At 39.9% G+C, this 21,065-nt stretch carries 27 protein-coding genes; 7 read left to right on the plus strand and 20 right to left on the minus strand.

Annotated features, from left to right (window positions below; genetic code table 11):
* Positions 1 to 450 precede the first annotated feature (450 nt).
* The 4 genes from DWA30_RS01325 to DWA30_RS01340 form a co-directional block, all read right to left on the minus strand.
* Positions 451 to 969 (minus strand): hypothetical protein, encoded by a 519-nt coding sequence (locus DWA30_RS01325; protein ID WP_114490733.1) that lies wholly within the window; start codon positions 967 to 969, stop codon positions 451 to 453.
* Between the two features lie 170 nt (positions 970 to 1,139).
* Positions 1,140 to 1,574 carry a hypothetical protein gene (locus DWA30_RS01330; RefSeq protein WP_114490734.1) on the minus strand — a complete coding sequence of 145 codons (435 nt, stop codon included), beginning with the start codon at positions 1,572 to 1,574 and terminating at the stop codon, positions 1,140 to 1,142.
* A gap of 248 nt (positions 1,575 to 1,822) precedes the next feature.
* Entirely contained in the window at positions 1,823 to 2,053 is a 231-nt protein-coding gene (locus DWA30_RS01335) for a hypothetical protein (RefSeq protein ID WP_114490735.1), read from the minus strand.
* 65 nt (positions 2,054 to 2,118) lie between these two features.
* Positions 2,119 to 2,370: a hypothetical protein gene (locus DWA30_RS01340; protein WP_114490736.1), complete on the minus strand. Its 252-nt coding sequence runs from the start codon at positions 2,368 to 2,370 to the stop codon at positions 2,119 to 2,121.
* A 363-nt stretch (positions 2,371 to 2,733) separates the two neighbouring features.
* Between DWA30_RS01340 and DWA30_RS01345 the strand changes: the two genes are divergently transcribed.
* On the plus strand, positions 2,734 to 3,504 hold the full coding sequence (locus DWA30_RS01345) for an XRE family transcriptional regulator (protein ID WP_114490737.1): 771 nt from the start codon (positions 2,734 to 2,736) through the stop codon (positions 3,502 to 3,504).
* Between the two features lie 46 nt (positions 3,505 to 3,550).
* Here the strand turns inward: DWA30_RS01345 and DWA30_RS01350 are convergent, their stop codons facing one another.
* From DWA30_RS01350 to DWA30_RS01360, 3 genes are all read right to left on the minus strand, one after another.
* Positions 3,551 to 3,808 carry a hypothetical protein gene (locus tag DWA30_RS01350; protein WP_114490738.1) on the minus strand — a complete coding sequence of 86 codons (258 nt, stop codon included), beginning with the start codon at positions 3,806 to 3,808 and terminating at the stop codon, positions 3,551 to 3,553.
* Positions 3,809 to 3,904: 96 nt separating this feature from the next.
* The gene (locus DWA30_RS13230) at positions 3,905 to 4,087 is read right to left on the minus strand and encodes a hypothetical protein (protein ID WP_168421713.1); all 183 of its coding nucleotides are present in this window, start codon (positions 4,085 to 4,087) and stop codon (positions 3,905 to 3,907) included.
* Between the two features lie 26 nt (positions 4,088 to 4,113).
* Entirely contained in the window at positions 4,114 to 4,338 is a 225-nt protein-coding gene (locus DWA30_RS01360; RefSeq protein ID WP_114490739.1) for a hypothetical protein, read from the minus strand.
* Between the two features lie 123 nt (positions 4,339 to 4,461).
* Here DWA30_RS01360 and DWA30_RS01365 point away from each other — a divergent pair, with 123 nt between their 5' ends.
* Positions 4,462 to 5,115 carry a DUF2461 domain-containing protein gene (locus DWA30_RS01365; protein ID WP_114490740.1) on the plus strand — a complete coding sequence of 218 codons (654 nt, stop codon included), beginning with the start codon at positions 4,462 to 4,464 and terminating at the stop codon, positions 5,113 to 5,115.
* Here DWA30_RS01365 and DWA30_RS01370 read toward each other — a convergent pair.
* Entirely contained in the window at positions 5,092 to 6,270 is a 1,179-nt protein-coding gene (locus tag DWA30_RS01370) for a 3-deoxy-D-manno-octulosonic acid transferase (RefSeq protein ID WP_245933838.1), read from the minus strand. The genes DWA30_RS01365 and DWA30_RS01370 overlap by 24 nt on opposite strands.
* Positions 6,271 to 6,506: 236 nt before the next feature.
* On the opposite strand from DWA30_RS01370, the gene DWA30_RS01375 reads away from it, so the two are divergent.
* The 4 genes from DWA30_RS01375 (at position 6,507) to DWA30_RS01390 (ending at position 10,263) form a co-directional block, all read left to right on the plus strand.
* Complete coding sequence (locus DWA30_RS01375) at positions 6,507 to 7,664, plus strand: DegT/DnrJ/EryC1/StrS family aminotransferase (protein WP_114490742.1); 1,158 nt, start codon at positions 6,507 to 6,509, stop codon at positions 7,662 to 7,664.
* Positions 7,665 to 7,688: 24 nt separating this feature from the next.
* Positions 7,689 to 8,708: a UDP-glucose 4-epimerase GalE gene (gene galE, locus DWA30_RS01380; RefSeq protein WP_114490743.1), complete on the plus strand. Its 1,020-nt coding sequence runs from the start codon at positions 7,689 to 7,691 to the stop codon at positions 8,706 to 8,708.
* 2 nt (positions 8,709 to 8,710) lie between these two features.
* Positions 8,711 to 9,988 carry a metal-dependent hydrolase family protein gene (locus tag DWA30_RS01385; RefSeq protein ID WP_114490744.1) on the plus strand — a complete coding sequence of 426 codons (1,278 nt, stop codon included), beginning with the start codon at positions 8,711 to 8,713 and terminating at the stop codon, positions 9,986 to 9,988.
* Between the two features lie 83 nt (positions 9,989 to 10,071).
* Positions 10,072 to 10,263, plus strand: coding sequence for a hypothetical protein (locus tag DWA30_RS01390; RefSeq protein ID WP_114490745.1), 192 nt, complete (start codon positions 10,072 to 10,074; stop codon positions 10,261 to 10,263).
* 54 nt (positions 10,264 to 10,317) lie between these two features.
* On the opposite strand, the gene fabD is transcribed toward DWA30_RS01390, so the two are convergent.
* The 5 genes from fabD to DWA30_RS01415 form a co-directional block, all read right to left on the minus strand.
* Positions 10,318 to 11,202: an ACP S-malonyltransferase gene (fabD, locus tag DWA30_RS01395; protein ID WP_114490746.1), complete on the minus strand. Its 885-nt coding sequence runs from the start codon at positions 11,200 to 11,202 to the stop codon at positions 10,318 to 10,320.
* A gap of 125 nt (positions 11,203 to 11,327) precedes the next feature.
* Positions 11,328 to 11,828 carry a pyridoxamine 5'-phosphate oxidase family protein gene (locus DWA30_RS01400; RefSeq protein ID WP_114490747.1) on the minus strand — a complete coding sequence of 167 codons (501 nt, stop codon included), beginning with the start codon at positions 11,826 to 11,828 and terminating at the stop codon, positions 11,328 to 11,330.
* A 74-nt stretch (positions 11,829 to 11,902) separates the two neighbouring features.
* Positions 11,903 to 12,751 (minus strand): fructosamine kinase family protein, encoded by an 849-nt coding sequence (locus DWA30_RS01405; RefSeq protein ID WP_114490748.1) that lies wholly within the window; start codon positions 12,749 to 12,751, stop codon positions 11,903 to 11,905.
* Between the two features lie 7 nt (positions 12,752 to 12,758).
* Complete coding sequence (locus DWA30_RS01410) at positions 12,759 to 13,244, minus strand: dihydrofolate reductase (RefSeq protein ID WP_114490749.1); 486 nt, start codon at positions 13,242 to 13,244, stop codon at positions 12,759 to 12,761.
* Positions 13,241 to 13,672 carry a 2TM domain-containing protein gene (locus tag DWA30_RS01415; protein ID WP_114490750.1) on the minus strand — a complete coding sequence of 144 codons (432 nt, stop codon included), beginning with the start codon at positions 13,670 to 13,672 and terminating at the stop codon, positions 13,241 to 13,243. Before DWA30_RS01415 ends, DWA30_RS01410 begins: the two co-directional genes overlap by 4 nt.
* Positions 13,673 to 13,726: 54 nt before the next feature.
* On the opposite strand from DWA30_RS01415, the gene DWA30_RS01420 reads away from it, so the two are divergent.
* The gene (locus DWA30_RS01420) at positions 13,727 to 14,800 is read left to right on the plus strand and encodes an aminotransferase class V-fold PLP-dependent enzyme (RefSeq protein WP_114490751.1); all 1,074 of its coding nucleotides are present in this window, start codon (positions 13,727 to 13,729) and stop codon (positions 14,798 to 14,800) included.
* On the opposite strand, the gene DWA30_RS01425 is transcribed toward DWA30_RS01420, so the two are convergent.
* The 7 genes from DWA30_RS01425 to DWA30_RS01455 all read right to left on the minus strand — a co-directional run bounded on the left by DWA30_RS01425 (position 14,801) and on the right by DWA30_RS01455 (position 21,014).
* Positions 14,801 to 15,082: a DUF427 domain-containing protein gene (locus DWA30_RS01425; RefSeq protein ID WP_114490752.1), complete on the minus strand. Its 282-nt coding sequence runs from the start codon at positions 15,080 to 15,082 to the stop codon at positions 14,801 to 14,803.
* Positions 15,083 to 15,098: 16 nt separating this feature from the next.
* Entirely contained in the window at positions 15,099 to 15,620 is a 522-nt protein-coding gene (locus DWA30_RS01430) for a DUF3124 domain-containing protein (protein ID WP_114490753.1), read from the minus strand.
* Positions 15,621 to 15,630: 10 nt separating this feature from the next.
* On the minus strand, positions 15,631 to 16,605 hold the full coding sequence (locus DWA30_RS01435) for an L-histidine N(alpha)-methyltransferase (protein ID WP_114490754.1): 975 nt from the start codon (positions 16,603 to 16,605) through the stop codon (positions 15,631 to 15,633).
* Positions 16,606 to 16,622: 17 nt separating this feature from the next.
* Positions 16,623 to 17,786 (minus strand): ergothioneine biosynthesis protein EgtB, encoded by a 1,164-nt coding sequence (egtB, locus tag DWA30_RS01440; RefSeq protein WP_114490755.1) that lies wholly within the window; start codon positions 17,784 to 17,786, stop codon positions 16,623 to 16,625.
* Between the two features lie 115 nt (positions 17,787 to 17,901).
* Positions 17,902 to 18,333 carry a TonB family protein gene (locus tag DWA30_RS01445; protein WP_114490797.1) on the minus strand — a complete coding sequence of 144 codons (432 nt, stop codon included), beginning with the start codon at positions 18,331 to 18,333 and terminating at the stop codon, positions 17,902 to 17,904.
* A 23-nt stretch (positions 18,334 to 18,356) separates the two neighbouring features.
* Positions 18,357 to 19,181, minus strand: coding sequence for a thymidylate synthase (locus DWA30_RS01450; protein ID WP_114490756.1), 825 nt, complete (start codon positions 19,179 to 19,181; stop codon positions 18,357 to 18,359).
* A gap of 87 nt (positions 19,182 to 19,268) precedes the next feature.
* Positions 19,269 to 21,014 carry a nucleoside transporter C-terminal domain-containing protein gene (locus DWA30_RS01455; protein ID WP_114490757.1) on the minus strand — a complete coding sequence of 582 codons (1,746 nt, stop codon included), beginning with the start codon at positions 21,012 to 21,014 and terminating at the stop codon, positions 19,269 to 19,271.
* Positions 21,015 to 21,065: the final 51 nt, after the last annotated feature.

The following is a 21,065-nucleotide window of genomic DNA, read 5'->3' on the forward strand; positions in this document are numbered from 1 at the left end:
TCTTAAAAATTAAACATTCTCACTACAAGAAAGGCGACCTAAAGATAATGAACTGTGACTAAATTTTATTCGATCAAAAAAATCTTTATTTCTTCAACTAATCCTTCCTCCTAGCAATGATAAAGTTAAGAGTTCAACTAAGGCGCTCGAATTCGTGTGTATTCCTAAGCGCTATCCCATTCTATTGAACTATGTGTCGTCGAATGTAAAATACTAAGAAGGAGCGTAAAAGTTTTAGTATATTGTAGCCTGTAAATCTATATCAATATTCGAAGGATTAGGAAAATGATTGATAGATAGATTCCGAAGAAAAGAATAACAAATAAAATTAAAACTATGGGAGTAGGTGGATTAGTAATTGGAACAATCGTATTATGTTTAGCTATCGCTGTCTTGATAGAATTTAAAGAGCGCACGTAAACTTCGGTAACCTATACTTTAAAACGGGCGTTAAAGATCGTCGCTCAAGATCTTGTTGATCTCTTCGTCTACATCGCGTTTTAGAATAGAATCTATTTCGGGCTTCTTGCTAATGCGATACGAAATATACATTAGGAAGAAAAGTATAGGAAGGATTATAGGTAGCGAATACCAAAAATCGAATTCGTCTATGTATTGCAATTCGTGATTTAAGACCCCGATAAATTGAAATAGGAACATAGTGAATGGGATGAGTATCGCATACTTCCACCAATTGTGAGAAGTTAAGAACCAAATCCCGGTTAGACACACAAAAATAGATTTGGTAAAGACTGCGTGCATAAACGACTGTACACTGTTAAAACCACTAGCGGTAATTGTTCCAAAAATAGTATCCCACTCTTTAGAGTCGGCAGGTGCGTACTTATATACATAAAATAAAAAAGGTGTTGCTATCAATATAATTGATACCAACACCCCACTTATAAGTGCGCGTTTTCTATCCGTTTGGCGGTACTTCGTATTGGTCTTTATCGATTTGTTGCTCATCGCTTTCTAAAGATTCTGGGGTACAACTTGCACTGAAAGCAAGAACGGCTAAAATAAACATAAGTTTTTTCATAATAGTAGATTTAGAGATTAAATTCGATACGAATGTAACTACTAATTAGGAAATTTCTTACATTGATTCTCAACTATGTTTGTTGTAGCTTTGCAGGTTATCCCTTGATATTAAAGAAAATAAAACTCAATTTTTTTACTATAAAATTTCCAAGTAGGAAAAATCCTGCAAAAAATAAAGTCATGGTTAAAGCGAATGTATAGGGTCCAAAAAGTTGTATTAGAATATTATTTGGGTACACATAGGAGGTTTCTAATGCATAACCTAGAAACTCTAAAATTCCCATGGCAACCAAGCCATATGCGTATTGTGTAAACGGCGGGAACGGCCGAATTACTATAGAGATTGGTATCATGTAAAGTCCGTAGCATGTAATTACCTGCCACCAGTGCGTAAATTTGGCTATTTCTGCGCTTCGACCTATTTCGTTTGCTATAAAACCAGAACCTATATAGATAATAACATACAAGAAGACTTCTTCTTTGGTGATCGATCTAAATGCGTCGAGAAATTGATGTTTGCTTTTTAGCATTTGCGTCTAATTGTTGCAGTTATAGTATATTAGTCCGTCTAGTAAAAGTAATTAATACCCTCGTTAACCAGGTAGGCTCAAGACTGTGGTCCCAAGCGTGTAAGCGATCTCTTTATCTTTCCGAAGAAGAACACGTAATGATTCGCAGCTAGGAATTTACAATTATATTGATAGCGAATTCGTTTTAGTCCATAAAAAAACCCTTTGTAGCTAAACAAAGGGTTCGTCTTTTGTATCAGAATCTGGAATTAGTTCTCGTCGGTTCCTTCCATTTCCGCTTCTACTTCGTCGGCAGCATTTTCCATGGCATCACCGGTTTCTTCTGCGGCTTCTTCCATTTCATCTCCTGCTTCTTCCATAGTTCTTTCGATGTCTTCTGATGTGTCATCAACTTCAACTTCTGTTTTTTCGTTTGTTTCTCTACAAGAAACAGAAACGACTAACGCTAAAGCTGCTAATGATAAAAATAATTTTCTCATGCTTGTATGATTAGTGATTAATAGTTGTTAAAAGTACTTATTTTTTTTGAACTACAAAGCGAAGACTAATACTCTTCTGATGTAGTCTCGTCTGTTTCGTCAATTTCTTCTTGAATTTCTTCACCGGCATTTTCCATTGCTTCTCCTGTTTCATCGACGGCTTCTTCTATGGCGTCACCTGCTTTTTCAAGGTTTCTCTCGGTGTCTTCTGCGGCAGCTTCTATCGCTTCTTCTGCTTTTTCTCCGGTTGTTTCTCTACAAGAGTAAGTAGCGATCATAAAAGCGCCCATTACTACTATGGCTAAAAATTTCTTCATGTGTTGGTTTTTTTAGTTATCGTAGAATAAAATTACTTAATTTTTTGATTATTTATGCTTTTCGCTCAAATATTTCCAATAGCACTTCGGAATAACTCCTAGAACGTGTAGTGTGATTTTAGATATATGAAAGTGTATTGCTTATAAAAATAATACCTCTTTAGTCGCATTTAGGATCCTAAAATTTGTACCGGTATCAACATTAAATAGCATCCAATGTATTTGCTTTAATTTAAAGGATCGAAGTATCATACTACCAGAAAGCAAGTGTTGGAATTTTACCAAAAATATGGAAAAGGCCCACAATATTGGAATAATTCCTCTAATAATTTGGATTAAATCCAAAATATTGTACATTTGAGTATGGAATCATCGCTATCTATACAAGCCCGACGCTTTAAAAAAGTACGGGAAGAACTAAATTATACGCAACAAGCGTTTGCCGAACTATTAGAGATTGGCTCAAGTACGGCTGATATTGAAAGAGGAAAAACGAGAATAACCGGAAAAGTTGTAACCGAGCTGTTAGAGCGTTTTCAAATCAATCCGTTGTGGTTATTTGGTAAGAGTTTTACACAATATATAGATGTCTCAGGCGGTAATGTAAGTCCTAAGGCCATAACAGTCGACAAGAACGATGAGGAAACCATCCTGTTGGTGAATCAAAAAGCGGCCGCAGGATATCCTCATAACATTCAAGATACCGAGTGGTATGATTCTCTGCCGGGCTTTACTATTCCGTTGCCACAATATCGTAACGCTACCTACCGCGGTTTTCAAGTAGAGGGAGATAGTATGCTTCCTAACATTCGTCCTAACGAATGGGTACTGGGTCGAGCGGTCTCAAGTATCGCAGAGGCCGATAACAGTAGGATCTACATAGTGGTGCTACAAGATTCGGTCTTGGTTAAAAAGCTTCAGAAGATACATGGAAATGCTCAAAAAGTACGACTTATCTCCTTGAATAAGGAATACCTGCCAATAGATGTGGATATATCCTCTATTCAAGAACTATGGTTGGTAAACAGTAAGCTAAGTTTTGGAGTGGATGAGCCTGACGATAGTAGCTTACTGCGTGAACTTCAACAGTCGATGCAAGAACTTAAAGGGCAAATAAACAATTTGCAAGCATAAAAAAACGGCTCCAATTAGAGCCGTTTTTTTTTAAATCTGCGAAGCGTTATGAAGCATCGTCATTTTCAGTTTTAATTTTCATTTTAGATTCTCCGTCTTCGGTTTTGATCTTAACCTCTTTATTTTCGGTTTCCATTTTTATCTTGGTCTCATCACCGTCTTCTTTAACCTTGATATCGGCACCATCTTCTCTCATTTCTTCGATGACAGCTTCTTCTTCTGTCATTTCTTTATTCTCTCTACAAGAAGTAAAAGAAACGCTTAAGAACAGCGCAGATAATGTAATAAGGGCAATTTTCTTCATAATTTTAGTTTAAGTATTAATTGAGGTATTACCTTTTAGCGTCGTCTTTACCGCTTATAGGGATAATGTCCTCTCTTTACGAACTGGTTCCGAATTTTAATTGGCGTCAGTTGCCTCATCATCGACAACTTCTTCTATCTCATCTTCGGCATCATCCAGAGCATCTTCCAAGTCATCTGCTACATCCTCAACATCGTCTGCCTTTGTCGTGTCTCTACAAGATACTAAGGAAGTGCTAAATGCTAGAATTAAAGCCAGACTTACAAGTATTTTTTTCATAACGATAGTGTTAAAATTCGTGTATACTAGTCGTCGTTACCAATTTTGTCGATCTCCTCGTTGATCTCTTCATTAACTTCTTTGTCAACTTCTTTGGCCGTACGTTCTAAAATACCTTCACGTTCCTCCTCGGTTTCAACCTCTACTTCACGAATAACTTCTTTGGTTTCAGTTTTCGTTTCGGTTTCCCTACATGAAGTGGTTGCAAATGTGGCTAGAACAAGCGCTGCTACAATCCATACTTTTTTCATAATACTATTAGTTTAGGTTTAATTATAGAATCAAAATTACTGATTTTAACATTCGACATATTGTAAAGTTTTATTAAATTTTCTGAAAGATACGAACCTATCAATTAGCTTTATATCAAAAACATGAGCTTTAAAAAACTCTACGAATTCTTAGAGGTACTTCAGAAGAACAATTCAAAGGAATGGATGGACAGCAATAGAAACTACTATCATGAGGTTAAGGGTTTTTATGTCGATTGGCTTACTACTATGAATGATAAACTCGCCACTATCGATCCTCATTATTTCGACACTCCGGGTAAAAAAGCGATCAATCGTATCAATAATAACTTAATGTTCCATCCCAATAGACCCATTTATAAAGATCATTTTGGCGCGGGTTTAGATCAAAAAAGCAAACAAGGTGATTTTTATATCGAGTTAGGGAATCATTCTTCTTTTATTGGTGGCGGTTATTGGCATCCGTCCTCCAAAGCCTTACGGAGTATACGTGAGGCGATCGACTATAATGGAGAGGTGCTAAGGGATATTATAGAAAAAAGAAGTTTTAAAGACAGATTCGGTGGCTTGACACAAGACAACTCACTAAAGACCGCACCGAAAGGGTTCTCTAAAGAACATAAGCATATAGAGCTACTTAAAAGACGTTCGTTTGCGGTTACGACCCCAATCACCAGAGAAGAGGTATTTGCGCCCGATTTTGATGACCTTGTGATCCAGATCTATAAAGACATGCTTCCGTTTAGAAGGTACTTAAATAAGGCCGTCACTGTGTAACTTTGCGATATAGTCCATAATTTTTTGAGTTGCTCCGGTGTTTTGATCTACGAAATGCGCGGCGATCATTCCTGTTTTGTTCCTAAAGCTGTCGTTTTCCATTAACTTATTCAATATTTCGCTGCATTCTTCCGAAGATTGAACAGAAAAAAGCCCCGCTAACGATCGCAATCTTTCTGCTTCCGGAAATTCGTCATAGTTCTTGCCAATCACGATCGGCACACCGAAAGTTGCCGCTTCCAATATATTATGCAATCCTGTACTACCCATTGCGCCTCCAATGTAAGCGACATTGGCGTAGCTATAGATCTTGGTGAGTAACCCTATGGTGTCTACAATGAGCACGCTTGCCTGAGATAGATCATCATCGGTATGTTGTGAATATCGAACTGAAGTTTGTTTTAATTTTTTTCTGAAATTTTCAATCTTTTCATCTTCGATCTTGTGGGGTGCGACCACAACACGAAGTGTGTCTGGCATCGAATTCAAGTAGGGAAGGAGTACGGCTATATCTTCCGCCCAAGTGCTTCCGCAGACAAGACATAAATGGTCTTGCTTAAATTGCTCCATAAACCCTAAACTGTTGTCTTGCGCGATTTGATGCGAAACCCTATCAAATCTTGTGTCGCCACTTACCGATACATTAAGCAGATTGTGTTTTTTTAGTAATGCTTCGGAAGCTTTATCCTGTACAAAAATATGATGGAAGCTTTGCAGCGCTTTCCGCATAAAACCACCATAGGATTTAAAGAACAGTTGTTCTTTTCTGAAAAGTCCCGATACCAGCAAGATAGGAATGTTCTCTTTCTGAAGCTCCAATAAATAATTGGGCCAAAATTCATATTTAATAAATAATACCAACGCTGGGTTAATCGCTTTTATAAAGCGTTTAGCGTTCGAGATAGTATCCATAGGTAAATATACCACCACATCTGCCAATGGTGTGTTCTTTTTGTTCTCGTAACCGGAAGGAGAGAAAAATGATACTACGATTTGATGATCGGGAAATTTCTTTTTAACAGCTTTAATAATAGGCACGCCTTGTTCAAACTCGCCTAAAGAGGCGCAGTGAAACCAAATGGACTTTCGAGTTGGGTCTAATGTGCTCTCTAAGGTGTCGAACACCTGAGTTCTGCCCTTTATAAACAATTTCATTTTGTTGCTAAAGAACTGAGCAACCCATAAATGAGCTGTAGTGATGTAGATAAGAAGCGTATACAATGATCGCATGACAATGCTAAAATACCAAATTTGAGGGAGCTCGTTCGAAAATTGAATGTCTTTTTATTGGAAAAGAGGTAACATCAAAATAATACATATCTTCAAGGGGCAATTCATAAAAAACTAGCTACATTTTTGTAGTTTTACGAGATAATCGTTCAAGACAACTTATGCGAAAAATACAAATGGTCGACCTTAAAGGTCAATATGAACATATAAAAGAGCAAGTAAACCAATCTGTCCTAGATGCAATCGAGTCTACGGCCTATATAAATGGTCCTGAGGTGCATCAATTTCAGAAAGAACTGGAAGATTACTTAGGCGTAAAACATGTAATTCCATGTGCCAATGGCACCGATGCATTACAGATCGCCATGATGGGCTTGGGCCTCGCGCCCGGAGATGAGGTGATCACTGCCGATTTCACCTTTGCAGCAACTGTAGAAGTTATTGCCTTATTAGGACTAACACCGGTCTTGGTAGATGTAGACCCTGTTACTTTTAATATCGATGTGGAAGCAATAAGAAAAGCAATCACACCACGAACCAAAGCGATAGTGCCTATACATCTCTTCGGATTGGCAGCGGAAATGGATGCAATTATGGACATTGCCAAAGAACATGATCTATTTGTTATAGAAGATAATGCCCAAGGCATAGGAGGAACCTATACCACAAGGGATATGGCAAAATTAAAAACAGGAACTATTGGTCACGTAGCGTCTACCTCATTCTTCCCTTCGAAGAATTTAGGCTGCTATGGTGATGGAGGAGCTATTTTCACCAATGATGACGATTTGGCGCATACCATTCGAGGTATTGTTAATCACGGTATGTACGAACGTTACCATCATGATGTGGTTGGAGTGAACTCTAGGTTAGATTCGATTCAAGCTACTATTTTGCGTGCTAAACTACCTAATTTGGATAATTATAATGCCAAACGTAGAGATGCGGCACGAAAATATAGTAAGGCGTTCCAGGGAATCGATTCCATCGTAACCCCTACCGGATTTTGTGATGCCGGTGCGACTATTTGCGATGTATGCGATTGTCATGTGTTTCACCAATATACATTGCGCGTACTCGATACCGATCGCGATGCATTGGTAAAGCACCTAAATGAAAATGATATTCCATGTGGGGTTTATTATCCTATCCCTTTGCATTTGCAAAAAGCGTACAGCGATGCACGCTATAATGAAGCAGATTTTACCGTGACAAATCAGTTAGTGAAAGAAGTTATTTCACTTCCAATGCACACCGAACTTGATGATGAACAAATAAACTATATTACAAAGACTGTCATCGAATTCGTAACTCGTTAATCTAGATCGATAAACCCTAATTGTATGAAAAAAATTCTTGTTACCGGCGGGTTGGGTTATATTGGTTCGCATACGGTGGTTGCCCTTCAAGAAGCAGGATTCGAGGTGGTTATTGTCGATAATCTCTCGAATTCAAGCATTAATGTGCTAGAGGGGATTACGAACATTACTAGTACCTCGCCTATTTTTGAGCGATTAGACCTTCGTGTAAAACAAGATGTGGTCGATTTCTTTAAACGACATACCGATATAGAGGGAATTATTCACTTTGCAGCCAGTAAAGCCGTTGGGGAAAGTGTCGAAAAACCTTTGCTATATTATGAGAATAATCTTAATACCTTAATTTATTTACTTCAGGAATGCATGGCGCATTCTATTCATAACTTTATTTTCAGTTCGTCTTGTACAGTGTATGGAGAGCCGGACAAGTTGCCCATAACCGAAAACGCAGCAGTAAAAGAGGCCATTTCTCCGTATGGCAACACTAAGCAAATAAGTGAGGAGATTATTCTTGATACTTGTCAAGTTTCAGAAATTAAATCGATCGCATTGCGATATTTTAATCCGATAGGAGCACATCACTCGGCCGAAATTGGAGAACTTCCAGTAGGAGTGCCTCAAAACCTCGTGCCCTTTATTACGCAAACTGCAGCCGGATTACGTGATACACTTTCTATTTTTGGAAATGATTATCCAACCCCAGATGGCAGTTGTATACGAGATTATATTCACGTAATGGACCTGGCCCATGCGCACGTAGTGGCCCTTCAACGCTTACTAAGTGTTAAGAATACCGCTAATTACGAAATTTTTAATGTAGGTACGGGGCGTGGCAGTTCGGTGCTCGAAGTGGTTAACGCATTTGAAAAGGTTACCGGTGAGAAATTAAACTATAAAATTGTCGATCGCCGCCCGGGCGATGTTGTTTCTGTGTATGCAGATACGACCAAGGCAAATACAACATTGGGCTGGAAGGCTGAACGATCTATGGAAGAAGCCTTGGCTTCAGCATGGAAATGGGAACAAAAAATTAGAAACCTCTAACTATGAAAAATTATATATTATTTGTTATTGTGTTGTTTTGCTTCGGAATGCAAGCGCAACAAACGTATCTGCACTGCGGAAAGATAGTCGATACGAAGAATGGTCGCGTAATCGAAAATAAGACCTTGATCGTTTCAGAAGACAAAATCGTGGCAATTGAAGATGGCTTTGTAAGTCCGTCTTCCGAAGAAGCCACGGTAATCGACCTGAAAAATAAGACCGTGCTACCCGGACTAATCGATATGCACGTTCACTTAGAGAATGAAACCAGTGCGAATAATTACTTAAAACCATTTATTCTGAATGAAGCCGACGTTGCGTTCAATGCAACCGATTATGCCTATAGAACACTTTTGGCTGGCTTTACCACGGTTCGTGATCTTGGAGGTAGCGGTGTAAACGTATCGCTTCGGAATGCTATAAACAACGGTACTGTCACCGGTCCGCGAATTTATACTGCAGAAAAATCACTGGCAACTACAGGAGGACACGCCGACCCTACCAATGGTAGAAAACGGGAGCTTATGGGAGATCCTGGACCTGCCGAAGGAGTAGTGAACAGCGTAGAAGACGCTCGAAAGGCAGTCCGTCAACGGTATAAAAATGGTGCGGATTGGATAAAGATCACCGCTACCGGAGGTGTATTAAGTGTGGCTAAGAGTGGAAAGAATCCTCAGTTCTTAGAAGAAGAAATCGCAGCCATCGTACAAACTGCCAAGGATTACGGAATGTACGTGGCGGCACATGCACATGGAGATGAAGGGATGCAACGCGCAATAAGAGCAGGAGTGAAAACCATAGAACATGGAACTTTAATGAGTAAAGAGACCATGCAACTCATGAAACAATACGATGCTTATTTAGTACCCACCATTACAGCGGGGAAGTATGTAAGTGAAAAGGCAAAGGTGCCTAATTATTATCCGGCGATAATTGTTCCTAAAGCCTTAGAAATTGGTCCGAAGATTCAAAACACCTTTGGTCAGGCATACGATACGGGTGTAAAGATCGCATTTGGAACCGATGCCGGTGTATTTCCACATGGTGAGAACGGTAAAGAGTTCGGATATATGGTGGAAGCCGGTATGCCCGCAATGAAGGCCTTGCAATCGGCTACCATTACCAATGCCGAATTACTACAAGCTGAAGATGAGCTTGGCCAGCTCGAGGTAGGATTTTTGGCCGATATAGTGGCGGTAAATGAAGATCCTACAGAAAATATCAATACCATGGAAAATGTGATATTTGTAATGAAGAATGGAGTGATTTATAAGCAATAATCAGGATTAACCTAGGTTTAACACCTTGATTTTGTGATTGCCAATTAGGTTTTGTTTCTTTGCACTTCATTAAAAATCAAATGATGAAACTAGTTTCAGTAAAACGAAAAACGAAAAGAGAAAAACGATTTACAGAAAAAATGGGAATGTTAACGGCCAATGTGGTCTACATAAAAAAGACATTTATGAGCATCCCGTACAAAACAATCCATAAGTATCGAGAAACCTATTATGGTGAAATAAAAGATTGTGATATTTGTAGACTAAGTGCTTAATATCACTATCTCAAAAATTAAAAAGCCCTGTGAAAATTTTCACAGGGCTTTTTTTTAAGCGATAGTTGCTTTTTCGGTTTCGACACTTCTATCGATCTTTTTTACCAGCCCTTGAAGTACATTTCCCGGTCCAACTTCAATAAAATGTGTAGCGCCGTCTTTTATCATATTCTGTACGCTCTGTGTCCATTTCACTGGGGCGGTCAATTGGAAAATTAGATTCTTTTTTATTTCTGAAGGGTCTGTAACTGCGAAGGTAGATACGTTTTGATAAATTGGGCAGGCGGGATTCGAGAATTGAGTCGCTTCTATAGCAGCTGCCAATTCTTCGCGAGCCGGCTCCATTAACGGACTGTGAAAAGCGCCTCCTACTGGTAATAATAATGCACGTTTTGCGCCGGCTTCTTTTAAGTTTTCGCAGGCATTGTTTACAGCTTCTACGGCACCGCTAATTACTAATTGTCCCGGGCAATTGTAATTTGCAGCAACTACGGTCCCGTCGATGTCGGCACATATTGCCTCCACCAAATGGTCTTCCAGTCCTAGGACTGCAGCCATAGTAGATGGTTTTGCTTCACACGCTTTCTGCATAGCTAAGGCTCGTTTATACACTAATTGAAGCCCATCGCCAAAAGCTAATGTTTTGTTGGCTACCAGTGCGGAAATCTCCCCTAAACTGTGCCCGGCCACCATGTCGGGTTTAAACGCGTCGCCCATAACTGTTGCTAATATTGTAGAATGCAAGAAGATAGCAGGCTGTGTTACTTTGGTTTCCTTAAGATCGTCTGCAGATCCTTCGAACATTATTTTGGTGATGTCAAAGCCCAAAATATCGTTGGCTTGCTCAAACAATTGTCTGGCTTCTTGGGATGCATCGTATAGGTCCTTGCCCATTCCTGTAAATTGCGCTCCTTGTCCGGGGAAAATATATGCTTTCATAAAGGTTGAATTTTTGGTTTTGATCCGAATGCGAATACGTATTGCTTCGGAATAGATTGTAAAAATAAAAATAAATTCCCCTATGCCATAAACAAAGGGGAATTAAAGCTGTTTTGATATTGTGATTAAATGTTGAGTTTTCCGGAAGTGCCAATATCTTTTTGATCTCCGGTCACTGCTGCCATGCCTAATTTAAACAACGTCACTAACTTATTGTGATCGTTGCTCCAATAGGCAGCTTCTCGAGGTGTGAACTTGATAGCCGATACGTTCTTGTCGTTGGGGCCATCAAACCAAGCATTGTCTAAGTCGCTGTATAATTCCTCAATTATAGGGTGGTCTGTGATTATTATTGCCTCCCCGTAGATACTTAGAAACTTCATCGATCCGGTATCACTGTATAACAATTGCACCGCACTGCTGCGCGTAATGTCTGTATTGTGATCGCTGTCTGCGGCACTTAGAAACCAAATGGTTCCATCATCATCCACTCTTTTCGTGTGCATTGGCACGACAGAGATGGGTCGTTTACCTAGGTCGGTGGCCATCATCGCTACTGTTACGTCTTCAACGATATTCGTTAATTTTTCTTTCGCTTCTTCGTTATATAAATTCTTTGTGCTCATAGTTTTCTTTTAAAGGTACTTAATAAGGGTGTCTAAATGCCCCAAAGCTTTGCTAAACTATGTTGAAAGTTATGTTAAGAATACCGTTTTAGTATCGATTTTACCTGCGAAAGGTAACTGCTTCCGAAGAGATTTAAATGCACCAATAAATAATACAGCTGCCATATTGGGATGCGATCTTTCCAATTTTCTTGAAGTGGAAACTGAGAGTTGTAGCTGGTAAAAACTTGGGAAGGAAAGCCGCCAAACAATTGCATCATGGCAAGGTCCATCTCGCGAGGTCCGTAGGCGACAGCAGGATCGATTAGTGCCGGTTCTCCGTGATGGGAAACCATATAATTTCCACTCCAAAGATCTCCATGGAGTAGCGAAGGGGGTTCTTTGGGAATACGGTCTGAAATACTTCGAAAAAATTGAGCTTCATCTCCTAGCTGGAACCCCTTATCGTATCCTAACTTCCATTGAGGCAAAAGACGTTGCTCTATGTAGAAGACAGAAGCACTTTCGCGATGTGCATTGTATTGTGGGAGACTGCCTATGTAATTGTCATGATCGAGTCCAAAGGAAGCTGCAGTGTTCTTGTGTAGCTCTGCCAAACTATGACCGAACGTTTCCCAAAAATTAGTGGTTGGCGTTTTAGAATCAATATGCTCCAATACTAAATAGGCTTTATCGTTGATACAGCCTCGGTTAATTACATTGGGAACAAAGAAAGTTTGTGTGTTCTGCAAGAGTTTTAGTCCTTTTTCTTCGGCTTCAAACATGCCCGGGAATTTGGAAGCACTGTTCGTTTTTAATACAAATGTTTCCGAAGCCGTTTTCAACAAGAACACATCGTTGATGTCTCCACCGCTTAATGATGTTACCTGCAAATTTTTTTTTGAAAGTGATTGTTCTAAATGCGCAATTACTTTTTTCATCATTAGCGTGCTATGAGCTACGAACCCAAGTTTGATAAGTAAAGCCGTAGGCATGTCTTTCGTCGGCAGGGTGATAGTCTTCTTTGGTCAATTCCCAATCTTTCATCGGTATGTCTGGGAAATAGGTATCGGCATCAAAAGTTCCATGCACACGAGTCAACTCGATCTTATCGGCAACTTCCAATCCCATCGAATAGATCTCACCACCGCCAATAATGAACGGTTGTGAGTCTTCTTTCGCCTTTTTTAGCGCTGCCTCCATACTGTGAACAACGACTGCACCGTCTTTTTGGTAATTACTATTTCGTGTAATTACCACATGCGTACGATTGGGTAGCGGTTTGGGAAATGATTCGAAGGTCTTGCGACCCATTATAATAAAATGACCCGTGGTTAGCGCTTTAAATCGTTTAAAATCATCGGGTAAATGCCAAACCAGATCGTTGTTTTTGCCTAGTTCATTATTTTCACCTGCTGCTGCTATAATTGTAATCATTCTACGTCTGGAGGAAGTAAGTTCGGATCTTGATTTTTTTTTAAGTCGCTATTGGACGGAAGTTGAACCTCCTTGTCTACTTGCTTTTGTAGCTGCGACATGCGATCTGCTTGTTGCGCCTTTAATTTTTCCAACTGTCGATCTTCCCACTCTTTACCCATGAATTTATTCATTATAAAAACGTTGAATGCATGAATTAAAAAGAGGAAGGCCCAAATTAGTATTGCCCAGACAAACCAATCTTTTATAAAAAATTCATTCCCGTAGCCCAATACCGGGTTAAGAATGATTAAAAAAACCGAACCGACCAAGAAGATAATAAAATGGCGCATCAAGCGCTTCTTCTGTTTAATGCGTCTTCTGGCATATTCGTATTGCTCGCGCTGTTCCGAATCGATTCTTTCGCTTTTATTGGTTTTTGAAAACATAGTTGGTTACTTTTATATCTATGGTAAAATTACCGAATTTTCAACGCTAAACCTATGACTGCGCTAAAAAAAGAGTTTCCCGCACTTGATTCCTACACCTATTTAAATACTGCGTCCTGTGGCTTGCTGTCTCAAAGTTTGGTCGACTGGCGACACCAACATGACCGTAAGTTGCTAGCAGCCGGAAGCGAGTTTAGAGATCAACACAGAGCGCATGTAACTCGTATTAAATCGACGGTTGCCAGAATTTTCAATGCGTCGGAAAATGAGATTGCCTTGGTCCCCAACTTCTCATTTGGCTGTAATACGTTTTTAGAAGGGCTGCCAAGAAAACAAAAAATACTTTTACTAGATCAAGATTATCCGTCGGTAAATTGGGCGGTAGAACATCGGGATTTCGATGTTTGTTATGCAGCCATAGATGCGAACTTGGAACAGAATATCGAACAGGCGATTGCCACACACCAACCGGATGTCTTTATGTTTAGTATCGTACAGTATTTAAGCGGTATCAAGATCGATATGGAATTCTTGACGCGGATTAAAGCATACCATCCCAATTTATTACTAGTAGCCGACGGAACTCAATATTTGGGAACCGAGCCCTTTTCATTTGCTGACAGTCCGTTCGATGTGCTTGGCGCCAGTGGTTATAAATGGTTGTTGGCCGGTTACGGGAATGGAATCTTTATGGTTAAGGAAGGGATACATCAACAGGTTTATCCCAGTACCATCGGATTTAATTCGGCTGAAGCTGCTTACAGTAAGCGCGAAGAGATCGATTTTATTCGGCACTTCGAGCCGGGACATCAGGACACGCTAAATTTTGGTAGTTTAGAACAATCGCTTCTGTCTTTGGAATCAATTGGTCTCGCTAAGATTCAGGAAAAATTAAGCATGCTAAAACAGTATGCTTTCACAAAATTTTCCGAAGCAAACCTATTAGAACTTGCAATACTAGCACGAAAAGATCATGCTCCTATTTATACGATTAAAGGAAATGAAACCTTATTTCGACGTTTTAAAGAACACGGTATTATCTGTTCGCAACGTGGAAATGGGATACGTGTGAGTTTTCATTATTACAACACCCAAAAGGATCTGGATCAATTGCTCGATTTGGTGTAATTATTCGATGACCGTAACGCCTTTCCAAAAGGCGATATAGTTTTCAATTTTTTTCGCTGCCTCCTTTGGATCAGGGTAGTACCATGCAGCGTCCCGATTTACTTTTCCCTGAACTTCTAATGAATAGTAGGAAGCTTCACCTTTCCAAGGACAAGAAGTATGGGTATTGCTTTTTTTTAAATACATGTCATTTACAGCTTCGGGCGGAAAATAATGATTATTCTCTATCACGATAGTTGCATCGCTTTCGGCTATTATTGCGTTATTCCAAATGGCTTTCATGGGTGGGTATTTTTAATTATCGTTTTCGGATACCTCTGGTTGTAAATGAGAGCCCTTGTTGTCCCGCGGTCGATATCATAATTGCTTCAAAGAAGGGTTCAAGCCCATTTTTTTTCATACTCCAATCGAATACAAAATTAGCACCGGTTCCTCCGTCTTTGTCTTCTTCGTCTACAACAATTTCGATTGTTTCCATGGGTAACACATAGATTGTGTTATCCAAATAATTTCTAATCAGCGTTCCATGGGTGTCGTAATAATCGGCTTTAGAGATATAGATCGTGTCCTTTAAGCTAATATTTCGAATGCTTACGGTAGCCGTCAAGTTAAAGGTGAAATTCTTGTTTTGCTGGTATATTTCAGAATAGACCGGTAGATACGTGCTTCCAAATGTCATTAGACTGTCAGCCTTTGTTGGAAGTCCTTCACGAACTACCCAATCGATTGTTTGATGGGTAGGCTCCAGCTCTTCCTTCTTAATCGGATTTTGGCAGCTAGTGAGTAGAACGAAAACACTTAAAAAGAGTAAAATTCTCATAAGAGGTGGTTTATTTTTTACTAAAAATATAATTTTTATAGTACTTCTTGCCGTCTGCATATTGGGCGACAGCTTTTAGTCCAGCTTCTCCGGCAAGCCAATCTACCGTTTTATCGTCATATTTTTGAGATATTTCGGTATGAATAGTTTCCCATTGCTCAAAATCTATATGTAGTCCTAACGCAGGGATTTCGACTTGTTGGGCTTTCGTGGCCACCAAAAAGCTCTTTGCCGTGCCGGTTTCGGGATCGTATCGCTCCCAATGTTTAAAGGCTGCTACATCGAAATTAGCGCCTAATTCAGTATTGATCCTCACCAATAAATTCTTGTTAAATGCAGCCGTAACGCCTGTAGGGTCATTATAAGCGTCTAATATTGTTTGGGGGTCCTTTTTTTGGTCGAACCCCATAAACAGAAGATCTTCATCGCTCATTACATCCTTCAATTTGGTGAGGAATGAGATGGCTCTAGGGTGTAATAGATTCCCAATATTGGAGCCTAACACCATGATTACTTTTTTTCTTTCTGTAAAACTTTGAAGTCGCTCAAGCACTTGAAAATACTCTCCTTTTTCGGCGTCTACCCTCACTTTGGGCAGTTCTTGCGACAAGGTTTTGGTAAGACTGTCTATGGCGTTCTGGCTAATATCTATGGGCTTATATCGAAAGTTAAAATCGTTTTCAGATAAATATCGTAATAGGATCTTAGTTTTTTTTCCATCTCCGGCACCTAGCTCTATAAGGTCGAATCCTTTGTTATTGCTTCGGAAAAATTCTGCAATGGCCTTGGTGTGGGTAGATAAGATCTCGAATTCGCAGTTAGTGAGATAATATTCCGGAAGCTCCATGATCTCCTGAAACAATTTGTCGCCTTTTTTGTCGTAAATGTATTTTGAAGAAAGGTACTTGGGGTAACTACTAAGTCCGTCGTACACCTCTTTCTTAAAAGGTGTGTCCAATGCTATTTCGCGTGAGGTTTCATTCATAAATTAAGATATTGCGATCATTTTGCCAATCGCAATCCTGTAAATTGCCAGCGTAATTCAGGTTGAAAAAAGTTTCTATAAGTAGGTCTTGTGTGGTTGGGAGCTGTTGCTACAGAGCCTCCGCGTAAGACTTTTTGGTTTACCATAAATTTCCCATTGTATTCGCCAATTGCTCCGGGGGGTTTTTTATAGCCCGGGTAGGGTAAATAGGCACTTTCGGTCCACTCCCAACGGTCCCCCCAAGAAAACTGATGTTGTGCGGCCTCCCATTCAAATTCGGTAGGTAGTCGGCAGTCTTTCCATTGGGCAAAAGCAAAAGCTTCATAGTAAGATAAATGCGTTACTGGGGCATCGAGTTCTAAGGGTTTTAAACCTTGTAAGGTGTAATGCTTCCATTCATCATCTATAGCATACCAATACATTGGGTGTCTAATGTTTTGTTGCTGTATCCATTCTAAACCATCGGCATGCCAATAATTAAAATTAGAATACCCTCCATCTTTAATAAAGGCAAGATATTCTCTATTCGTAACTAATTTATTCGATATGCTGTATGAATGCAAATACACCTTGTGTCTGCCATGTTCGTTATCGTAACTAAAACTAGAAGGGTCGTTATGGCCTATTTCAAATATGCCTTCGGAAACATTGATCCATTCCTGAGTGTTTTCTTGAAACTTGTTCTCGCTAAATGAATCGTTGTATTTGGGTTGTATAGGATTGTTTCCTAGAATGTACTTAATGTCGGTTAGTAACAGCTCTTGGTGTTGCTTTTCATGATGAATACCGATGCGTAGTAAATGTTCTACTTCATCTGTTATGGGCTGTTGCAATAGTTCCTTTAACTCGTTCGTCACATAGTGGCGGTAGTCGTATACTTTTGCGACTCCCGGTCTCGTGAGGTTTCCGCGATCACTTCGTACAACCCGCTCTCCAACGGTCTCATAATAACTATTAAAAAAATACGCAAAGTCTTTGTGAAAAAGCTGATAACCCGGTTTGTGATGTTTTAATATAAACTCTTCAAAGAACCATGACGTATGACCTAAATGCCATTTGGGTGGAGAAACATCTAAAATTGGTTGTACTACATAATCCTCGATCTCCAATGGTTTACAGAGCGTTTCGGTTCGTTGGCGTGTTTCAGAAAAAAGCGTTAATAAATGGTCGGTTTCTATCATAAAAAAAGTGCCAGATCAACATTTGTATTGATACGACACTTTAAATATACATATTATCTAAACTTCTAACTGTTTAGAAGTTGTTAAAGGCGACTGCCTTCGGATTAAACGTTTCTTATTTTCCTGTTTTAAACGTAAAAGGAACTGTGTAGTTTATGGCTCTTGGCTTACCGCCCATCATCCCTGGTTTTGTCATTTTAGGAATCGCCATGATATTTCTTTTGGCTTCGTTTTGAAGTGCGGTGGTCCCACCGGTCACTTTTTTTATCTCAGGTAGTCCTTGCTCGTTTATAATAAAGTTGACGACCACTTTACCCTCTACATTGTTCTTGTATTCGGCTGCAGGATATTTGAAATTCTTTGCGATGTGCTGTGCTAATTTTTGCTTGAAACAGGCATTTCTTTGGTCTGCATTTCCACTACACCCCGGCCAGATAGGAGCAAGCTCCTTCATGGTCAATACATTTTTTTCTACATCACCCCATTCTTCTTGGGCAAAAAGGGTTGTGCTAATTAGTAAACTGAGGATAAAAATTGTTTTCTTCATAAATCTAGATTTCATTTTGACATTTAGATCGCTACGGCTGCTTTAATATGTGGATGCGGATCGTAATCGACCAAGGTAAAGTCATCAAAATTGAAGCCAAATATATATTTTATTGATGGATTTAGCAACATTTTGGGTAGGGGACGTGGTTCTCGAGAAAGTTGAAGCTCAACTTGCTCCATGTGATTGCTGTAAATATGAGCATCACCAAAGGTATGCACAAAGTCGCCGGCTTCATACCCACATACTTGTGCCATCATCATGGTGAGCAAGGCATAGGACGCAATATTAAACGGTACTCCTAGAAAAATATCGGCGCTACGCTGATATAACTGACACGATAATTTCCCATTGGCAACATAGAATTGAAAGAATGCATGACAAGGGGGGAGTGCCGCTTTTCCGTTGGCTACATTTTCTGAAAAGGACTTAGACGTGTCGGGAAGTACACTTGGATTCCACGCACTTACCAACATTCTACGACTGTCGGGATTCGTTTTTAAGGTCTCAATTATATCGGCGATCTGATCGATCTCTTCGCTATTCCAATTTCGCCATTGGTGACCGTATACAGGGCCTAGATCTCCATTTTCGTCGGCCCATTCGTTCCAAATTCGAACGCCGTTATCCTGAAGGTACTTTACATTTGTATCACCATGTAAGAACCACAATAATTCGTGAACGATCGATTTTAAATGTAGTTTTTTGGTAGTTACCATAGGAAACCCTTCGCTGAGGTCGAATCTCATTTGGTAACCAAACACACTTTTAGTGCCGGTGCCCGTTCGATCTTCTTTTTGGTTTCCATGTTCTAACACATGTTTTAGTAGGTCGTGATATTGTTGCATAGCATTAATTTTCAGATTTTAAATGTAAAAAACCTGAAGTTGTTATAAAACTTGAAAAATAGACTTTTATTATAAGTTATTAACGCCTTATCCAATTAGCATTCCTGCGATGGTCGCAGTAAGCAGTGCGGCAACGGTTCCTCCAATTAATGCTTTTACTCCAAAGCGTGCTAAGACCGTACGTTGGGTAGGTGCGAGAACCCCAATCCCTCCGATCTGAATACCAATGGAAGCAAAATTTGCAAATCCACATAAGGCATAGGTCGCGATCACTATCGATCGATAGTTGCTAATGGCACCTGCTTGTTTGAGGTCGCTTAAAGATGCGTAGGCAAAGAATTCGTTCAAGATGGTCTTTTCTCCAAGCAGTTGGCCAACAACGGTAATATCTTCGGCGGGAACACCAATGATCCATGCTACCGGAGCGAATATGTTCCCTAGAATATACTGCATGGAAAAACCGTCATATCTGCCTTCTGTAGCCGAAGCGATGGTGTCGTTCAATCCGGTTGGACCACCGATCCAGTCTACCGTGATCCAATTAAATACTGCAATTACCGCTGTAAAGACAAGTAGCATTGCACCCACATTAACGGCTAGTTTTAATCCTTCAGTAGTACCTCGAGATATGGCATCTAACATGTTAGAACCGATCTTTTCTTTGCTAATGTCTAGCTTTCGGTCTACGCTTTCAGTTTCAGGATAAAGCATTTTAGCAATAAGGATGGCTGCCGGTGCCGACATGATAGAAGCTGTAAGCAAATGCTTTGCAAATATGATCTTTTCCGCATCGCTATCACCACCCAAAAAAGCGATAAATGCAGCTAATACACCTCCTGCAATGGTTGCCATTCCGCCTACCATAAGACATAACATTTCCGACTTGGTCATACGGTCTAGATAGGGTTTTACTACCAAAGGCGCTTCTGTCTGTCCTATAAAAATATTGGCTGCTGCTGCTAAACTTTCAGCTCCAGACAAACGCATGGTCTTGCTCATAACCCAAGCAAATGCCTTTACGAACAGTTGAAGAATTCCGAGGTAATACAACAAAGAGGTAAACGCAGAAAAGAAAACGATGGTTGGTAATACCTTAAATGCAAAAATATATCCAAAGGTATCCATGTCGGTAACGAGACCGCCAAAAAGGAATTCGGCACCTTTCTCACTAAAGTTCAAAAAGGTCACTACTTTGTCTGAGATCCAATCGAAGATGCTAGCGACGAAGGGCACTTTTAATACAAGTACAGCGAATACTAATTGAAGCGCCAATCCTGTTCCCACCAATCTCCAATCGATCTTTCGTCGATTACTACTTAACAGAAAGCATACGAGTAAGAGGAAGAACATTCCTAGCGCCCCCCGCCCAATGCTATTCAAACTTACCCCTAGGCCTTGCGACGGATCAAGTGCTATGGTGTCAGTTTCTTCATCTGCAGTGACATTGGTGATTTCGGTAGCCGTTGGGGCTGTAAATTTATAGGTCACTTTGTTTTCCGAAAAGATCAAGGTGCTATCGGTCAACTCTTTGACACGGTATCTACGAATGGTATCATTAGGTGTGTTGTAAAATAATACCAATAAGTTATTCTGAAAGATATAGTCGCCGGATGCTTTTAGACTGTCTTTTGCGAGCAGACTATAATTGAATGTGCCATTCGATAAATTAAAGGTGTCTTCTGAAGAGTCCACTTCAAATAGGGACGATCCGCTCTCAGATTCGATGGCTGAAAATTGCCAGTTTTTTTCGATGGTTTGTGCAAAGCTATTTCCGAAGAAAAATAAGGTGACGATGAAAAGCAAAAATTGCTGCGTAACGGAAGATTGATTCATTAATTACAGTTCATTTATCTAAAGCAGGCCAACTAGAAAGGCGTACTCGAT

This window comes from Candidatus Ulvibacter alkanivorans, from assembly GCF_003333325.1.
GTDB lineage: Bacteria > Bacteroidota > Bacteroidia > Flavobacteriales > Flavobacteriaceae > Ulvibacter_A > Ulvibacter_A alkanivorans.

Coding starts and splice junctions, on each gene's coding strand:
- DWA30_RS01325 (WP_114490733.1), bottom strand. CDS start 969: ATGAGCAACAAATCGATAAAGACCAATACGAAGTACCGCCAAACGGAT.
- DWA30_RS01330 (WP_114490734.1), bottom strand. CDS start 1,574: ATGCTAAAAAGCAAACATCAATTTCTCGACGCATTTAGATCGATCACC.
- DWA30_RS01335 (WP_114490735.1), bottom strand. CDS start 2,053: ATGAGAAAATTATTTTTATCATTAGCAGCTTTAGCGTTAGTCGTTTCT.
- DWA30_RS01340 (WP_114490736.1), bottom strand. CDS start 2,370: ATGAAGAAATTTTTAGCCATAGTAGTAATGGGCGCTTTTATGATCGCT.
- DWA30_RS01345 (WP_114490737.1), top strand. CDS start 2,734: ATGGAATCATCGCTATCTATACAAGCCCGACGCTTTAAAAAAGTACGG.
- DWA30_RS01350 (WP_114490738.1), bottom strand. CDS start 3,808: ATGAAGAAAATTGCCCTTATTACATTATCTGCGCTGTTCTTAAGCGTT.
- DWA30_RS13230 (WP_168421713.1), bottom strand. CDS start 4,087: ATGAAAAAAATACTTGTAAGTCTGGCTTTAATTCTAGCATTTAGCACT.
- DWA30_RS01360 (WP_114490739.1), bottom strand. CDS start 4,338: ATGAAAAAAGTATGGATTGTAGCAGCGCTTGTTCTAGCCACATTTGCA.
- DWA30_RS01365 (WP_114490740.1), top strand. CDS start 4,462: ATGAGCTTTAAAAAACTCTACGAATTCTTAGAGGTACTTCAGAAGAAC.
- DWA30_RS01370 (WP_245933838.1), bottom strand. CDS start 6,270: ATGAAATTGTTTATAAAGGGCAGAACTCAGGTGTTCGACACCTTAGAG.
- DWA30_RS01375 (WP_114490742.1), top strand. CDS start 6,507: ATGCGAAAAATACAAATGGTCGACCTTAAAGGTCAATATGAACATATA.
- galE (WP_114490743.1), top strand. CDS start 7,689: ATGAAAAAAATTCTTGTTACCGGCGGGTTGGGTTATATTGGTTCGCAT.
- DWA30_RS01385 (WP_114490744.1), top strand. CDS start 8,711: ATGAAAAATTATATATTATTTGTTATTGTGTTGTTTTGCTTCGGAATG.
- DWA30_RS01390 (WP_114490745.1), top strand. CDS start 10,072: ATGAAACTAGTTTCAGTAAAACGAAAAACGAAAAGAGAAAAACGATTT.
- fabD (WP_114490746.1), bottom strand. CDS start 11,202: ATGAAAGCATATATTTTCCCCGGACAAGGAGCGCAATTTACAGGAATG.
- DWA30_RS01400 (WP_114490747.1), bottom strand. CDS start 11,828: ATGAGCACAAAGAATTTATATAACGAAGAAGCGAAAGAAAAATTAACG.
- DWA30_RS01405 (WP_114490748.1), bottom strand. CDS start 12,751: ATGATGAAAAAAGTAATTGCGCATTTAGAACAATCACTTTCAAAAAAA.
- DWA30_RS01410 (WP_114490749.1), bottom strand. CDS start 13,244: ATGATTACAATTATAGCAGCAGCAGGTGAAAATAATGAACTAGGCAAA.
- DWA30_RS01415 (WP_114490750.1), bottom strand. CDS start 13,672: ATGTTTTCAAAAACCAATAAAAGCGAAAGAATCGATTCGGAACAGCGC.
- DWA30_RS01420 (WP_114490751.1), top strand. CDS start 13,727: ATGACTGCGCTAAAAAAAGAGTTTCCCGCACTTGATTCCTACACCTAT.
- DWA30_RS01425 (WP_114490752.1), bottom strand. CDS start 15,082: ATGAAAGCCATTTGGAATAACGCAATAATAGCCGAAAGCGATGCAACT.
- DWA30_RS01430 (WP_114490753.1), bottom strand. CDS start 15,620: ATGAGAATTTTACTCTTTTTAAGTGTTTTCGTTCTACTCACTAGCTGC.
- DWA30_RS01435 (WP_114490754.1), bottom strand. CDS start 16,605: ATGAATGAAACCTCACGCGAAATAGCATTGGACACACCTTTTAAGAAA.
- egtB (WP_114490755.1), bottom strand. CDS start 17,786: ATGATAGAAACCGACCATTTATTAACGCTTTTTTCTGAAACACGCCAA.
- DWA30_RS01445 (WP_114490797.1), bottom strand. CDS start 18,333: ATGAAGAAAACAATTTTTATCCTCAGTTTACTAATTAGCACAACCCTT.
- DWA30_RS01450 (WP_114490756.1), bottom strand. CDS start 19,181: ATGCAACAATATCACGACCTACTAAAACATGTGTTAGAACATGGAAAC.
- DWA30_RS01455 (WP_114490757.1), bottom strand. CDS start 21,014: ATGAATCAATCTTCCGTTACGCAGCAATTTTTGCTTTTCATCGTCACC.